Genomic DNA, 5,105 nt, shown 5'->3' on the forward strand with positions numbered 1-5,105 from the left:
GTCGCGCGCGGATCAGAAGAGCACGTCGGTGCAGGAGTAGAACGCGTTCGCGGTGTCCGCGACGTCCCAGACCGCGACGACCACGTGGTGCCCGGTGCGACCGGTGGGGAGGGTCGCGGTGTGGGTGGTCGTGGCGGCGGGCTGGCGGCCGTTGTAGGGCACCGTCAGGAACGGCGTCAGGTCCAGGCTGGCCCGGGTGATCTTCTGGGTCGGGTCGTAGCCCTGCTTGGTCAGGAAGTAGCGGAAGTTGGTGGTCGAGTGCCGGGCCTCGATCTCCCAGGTGAAGGTCTGCTGGGCGCCGCCCGTCACCTTGGTGGTCGGCCAGGCCCCGTTGCGCGGGTTGTCCAGCGGCGCCCAGCGGGCGTCGGCGCCCGCGCAGATGGTGCCGTCGGCGGGACCGCGGCTCGGGAAGCCCTTCGGGCCCTCGACGCTCTGCGGCTCCCACTGGATGTCGCCGCAGTTCTTGACGACACCCGCGCCGCACAGGGCCGAACGGCTCGGCGGGAGGTTGATGAACCCGTGCGAGTTGGCCGGGACGGCCATCGCGAGCGGGACGGCGACCGCGGCCAGGGCCGCGCCGACGATGTGGCGTTTGCGCATGATGCTCCTCCGTGGGGGGATGGAGAGTGCGCCCGGCGCAGGAGCGGAGCGCGTGGGGGTGCGCCAACCGCGTGGATCTTGGCATGCCTGCGCCAGGTGAATGCCCATACCGTAGGGAGCGCGGCGCCCACCGTCAATGGTCTGGACCAGTTGACGTTCGGTCAACCGGCGGTCACCGCAACGGCGCCACCCGGCCGGCGCTCCCCCACGAGACGACCGGGCGGAGAGTGGAACCGGCGTGCGGCCCGGGGGCCGGTCCGGTAGCGTGCCGTCCATGTCGAGTCCCGAGTCGGACGAGGTGGGGGCTTTCGGTCACACGCCGTCAGCCCCCTGAACCCCCGGAACAAGCCCGAGCCCGCACCCCCGCCGCGCCGCCGTCCGTGCCGCGCGGCCGGATCGGTGCGCTCCTGGGTGCTGACCGCGGTGACGAGTCGCCCTTCCCGCGCCTCTCCTCACCCCGGAGCCACTCGATGCCCCTTCCGCTGTACCTGCTCGCCCTGGCGGTCTTCGCCATGGGCACCTCGGAGTTCATGCTCGCCGGCCTCCTGCCCGCCATCGCCCCGGAGCTCGGGGTCACGGTCGGCGCCGCCGGCACGCTCACCTCGGCCTACGCGATCGGCATGGTCGTCGGCGCACCGCTGACGGCGGTGCTCGCCCGCGCCCTGCCCGGGCGCCGGGCCCTGCTCGGGTCCCTGCTCCTGTTCACGGCGGCGCACGCCGCGGGGGCCCCGCGCCGAACCTCCCGGTCCTGCTCGCGACCCGGGTGGTCGCGGCGCTCGCCAACGCGGGGTTCCTCGCCGTCGCGCTGACCACCGCCGCCGCACTGGTGCCCGCCGACCGGAAGGGGCGCGCGCTCGCCGTCCTGCTGTCGGGCACCACCGTGGCGACGGTCGCCGGTGTCCCCGCCGGCGCGGCGCTGGGCGCGGCGCTCGGCTGGCGGGCCGTCTTCCTCGCCGTCGCCGCGCTCTGCCTGCCCGCCGCCCTCGGCGTCCTCACCGGGGTCCCGGCCGGCCGCACGGCGCAGGACGCCGCCGAACGCCCGTCCGTGCGGGCGGAGTTCGCCGAGCTGGGCAAACCCCGGCCGATGGCGGTCATGCTGCTCGCCGCGCTGGTCAACGCCGCCACCTTCGCCGGTTTCACCTACCTCGCGCCCGTGGTGACCGGCACCGCCGGGCTGGACGGGTCATGGGTGCCGGTCGCCCTGGTGCTGTTCGGCGCCGGTTCGTTCACCGGCGTCACCGTGGCGGGGCGGCTGTCCGACCGGCGCCCCGGTTCGGTGCTCGCGGCCGGCGGCGCGCTCCTGCTGATCGGGTGGCCCGCCCTGGCCGTGCTGGCCCACCGGCCCGCCGCGCTGCTCGCCCTGGTCTTCGCCCTGGGCGCGCTGTCGTTCGCGGTGGGCAGCACGCTGATCACCCGCGTCCTGTACGAGGCCGCCGCGGCTCCGACACTGGCCGGCGCCGGGGCGACCGCCGCCCTCAACGTCGGCGCCGCGGCCGGCCCGCTCGGCGGCGCGGGCGCGCTGGGCACGGCGGCCGGGGACCTCGGGCCGTTCTGGCTCAGCGGCCTGCTGGTCCTCTGCACGCTGCTGCTCGCCGCGCCCCTGCACCCGGTGCTCCGGGGCGAGGGACGCGGCCGGAGCGAGAAGCTCGGCCGGAGCGAGCGGCGCGGCCGGAGCGACCGCCGGGACAGGGGCGACGGCCGCACCGGGGTGCCCGGGTGAGCGGGCGCCGTCAGCGGCGGACGGCCGGGGCCGGCTCGCCGTAGACGCGCAGCAGTTGATGGGCGTGCAGCCAGCGCAGTTCCGCACCGCAGGCGCGCAGCGCCATGCCGAGGGCGTGGCGCATCGCCCCGTCGACCGCCGTACGGGCGGTGGCGGCCCGGGCGGCCTCGGGCGCGTCGCTGTCGGCGAGGTCGGCGAGGCGGCGGGACGGGTTCCAGCCGAGGTCCGCAGCCCGGTCCCGGTCGTCCCCGCCGCCGGTCGGTGCGCAGCGGTCGAGGGTGATGCCGGTGGCGCCGAGACGGGGGGCGATCGGCAGGCCCGCGAGGGCCGCGCTGCGCCGCACGGTGGCCACCAGGCCCGCCGGGAGGCCGAGTTCGTCCGGGGTGTGGCCGAGCGGGCGGGGGGCGAGGACACCGGGCGGCACCAGCAGGCCGCCACCGGCGGTGACCGGGCCCTCCACCCTCAGCTCGCGGCCGCTGCGGTCCCGGACGGTCTCCAGCCCGAGGGCCGGCAGGAACTCGGCGAGCGCGTTGATCATGGCCGTCTCGACCAGCTCCCGGGCCGACCCGGCCCCCTGTCCCGGTTCCGCCGCGGCGGCGGCGTCGGCCAGCCGTGGGGAGGGGAGCCAGTCGAGGGCCGCGACGCCCGCGCACAGGTCGCGGTCGTCCACGGGGCGTGCGGGGCGGATGCGCACGCCGGGACCCTGGTCACCGAAGGCGACCGGCAGGCCGGCGAGCAGCACCGCGTCGGTGAGGCGGTCGGCGAGGGCGGGATCGACCCGGCCGGCGGACGGGCCGGCGCCGTCCGGGGCGGGGGGCTGCCGGTGCGACGGGAAGCTCAACGGTGCGGGCCCTTCTGAGCGGCCCCCGGCCGGTGGGCGGCGGGGGGCGGGGGGTGAACGGGGACGTGGACGGGACGGACGGGGCGGCCCGCCCGACGCACTGACGAACTCCAGTTCCCCACCCTTCACGGCCTCAAACTCCTTTCGGCATGGGCATGATGGGCGGACCGCGGGGTGCCGGGCCCGGCCCCCCGGCCGGGCCCGCGCCGTGGCGCCGGGCAGGCCTGCGAGCAGGCACTATCAGCCACTCCCGGCGGCGGACGTCCGCGTTCCGGCCGATCACCCCGCTCCGGGGTTGACCGGCCAAATTGGTCCATGCCACTTTCTGATCGCGCGGCCCGCCACCTCCTCCCCCACGACCGTCCCCGAGGTGGACCCGGGCTCCCCTCCGCCGGTGCCGCGCAACGTCCCCCACTCCAGGAGAGGAACCCCATGACCGTCCGAACCAGCCGCCGGCGCCCCCGCCTGCGCGCGGCGTTCGCCGCCGCCGTCGCCGCCGGGCTCGGCGCCGCAGTGCTCGGCGCCCTGCCGGCGGCCGCCGCGGGCGAGCCGCTCGCCGTGCAGTACCGCAACGGCGGCAGCGGCAGCTCGCAGGCCTCGCCGTGGCTCAAGGTCGTCAACACCGGATCGGCGCCGGTCGCCCTGGACCAGGTCAAGCTGCGCTACTACTTCAGGTCCGACGCGCCCCTGGCCGCGTACCGCTTCGCCTGCGACTGGGCCGTGCGGGGCTGCGCCAACGTCACCGGCACCATCGGCACCATCAACGAGTCCGGCGCCGCCGCCGACCGCTACCTGGAGATCGGCTTCACCGCGGGCGCCGGCACGCTGGCCCCGGGGGCCGACAGCGGCGACCTCCAGCTGCGCGTGCACCGCACCGACTGGCAGTCGATGAACCAGGGCGACGACTACTCCTTCGGCGCCGCGCAGAGCGGCTACGCGAACTGGACCAAGGTCACCGCCAGTCTCGCCGGCGTCCAGGTCTGGGGCACCGCCCCCACCCGGCCGACCGTCCCGGGCGGCGAGGTGATGTTCGACGACCTCGACTACACCGGTCACGACGACCCCTCGCTCGCCGCCCACGGCTGGAACGCGCGCTCGGGCGGCGGCGGGCCGGGCGTCGCCGGGGCCACCTGGGAGGCCGGGAACGTCACCTTCGCCAAGGAGGCCGGCAACTCGGTGATGACCCTGCGGACCTCGACCGCCGGGACCCCCGAATCCACCCGGCACAGCGAGTTCCACAGCCAGGCCATGAAGTTCCGCAACGGCACCTACGCCGCCCGGGTCCGCTTCTCCGACGCCCCCGTGAGCGGCCCCGACGGCGACCACCTGGTGCAGAGCTTCTTCGCCATCAACGACCTCAAGGCCCCGAACGCCGACGACTACTCCGAGTACGACTTCGAGTACCTCCCCAACGGCGGCTGGGGCGAGACCTCGAACATCTTCTTCACCACCTCGTGGGAGACGTACGGCCCGGACGGCTCCGTCAACCAGTACACGACCTCCCGCAGCTCGTTCGCCGGCTGGCACGACCTGGTCCTGACGATCGACGACAGCGCCATCGTCTACTACGTCGACGGGGTCGAGTTCTCCCGCCACGACGCCCGCTACCTCCCGGAGCGGCCGATGGTGATCGCCTTCAACCAGTGGCTCACCGACCTCGCCGGGCAGACCGGCACCGAGGAGCGCAGCTACGAGGAGCAGGTGGACTACGTGCTGCACGTCAAGGACCGGGTGCTGACGCCCGCCCAGGTCGGCGCCGCCGTGACCGCCTACCGGGCCGCCGGGACGTCCTTCACCGACACCGTCCCCGCGCCCTGACCCGGACCCCGTCCGTACCCGGCCTGGCCGGGCCCCGGGGCCCGCCCCCCGGGGGGGCCCGCCGGGCGCGCCCGGCCCCCCCCGCGACCCGGGTGGGGGCGTGGTCGAGGGCCGACAGGGCGGCGG

At 76.1% G+C, this 5,105-nt stretch carries 3 protein-coding genes and 1 pseudogene; 2 read left to right on the forward strand and 2 right to left on the reverse strand.

Going from position 1 to position 5,105, the window contains the following annotated elements; genetic code table 11:
* Positions 1-12: 12 nt before the first annotated feature.
* Positions 13-600: a lytic polysaccharide monooxygenase gene (locus tag ACFXAM_RS35715; RefSeq protein WP_380297739.1), complete on the reverse strand. Its 588-nt coding sequence runs from the start codon at positions 598-600 to the stop codon at positions 13-15.
* 470 nt (positions 601-1,070) lie between these two features.
* Here ACFXAM_RS35715 and ACFXAM_RS35720 point away from each other — a divergent pair.
* Positions 1,071-2,320, forward strand: a pseudogene (locus ACFXAM_RS35720) (Cmx/CmrA family chloramphenicol efflux MFS transporter).
* A 10-nt stretch (positions 2,321-2,330) separates the two neighbouring features.
* Here ACFXAM_RS35720 and ACFXAM_RS35725 read toward each other — a convergent pair.
* Positions 2,331-3,161, reverse strand: coding sequence for a hypothetical protein (locus ACFXAM_RS35725; RefSeq protein ID WP_380297741.1), 831 nt, complete (start codon positions 3,159-3,161; stop codon positions 2,331-2,333).
* A 432-nt stretch (positions 3,162-3,593) separates the two neighbouring features.
* On the opposite strand from ACFXAM_RS35725, the gene ACFXAM_RS35730 reads away from it, so the two are divergent.
* Entirely contained in the window at positions 3,594-4,979 is a 1,386-nt protein-coding gene (locus tag ACFXAM_RS35730) for a cellulose binding domain-containing protein (protein WP_380297743.1), read from the forward strand.
* The last annotated feature ends 126 nt before the right edge of the window (positions 4,980-5,105 follow it).

Origin of the sequence: Kitasatospora sp. NPDC059462 (assembly GCF_042749955.1) — a bacterium.
Classification (GTDB): Bacteria; Actinomycetota; Actinomycetes; order Streptomycetales; family Streptomycetaceae; genus Kitasatospora.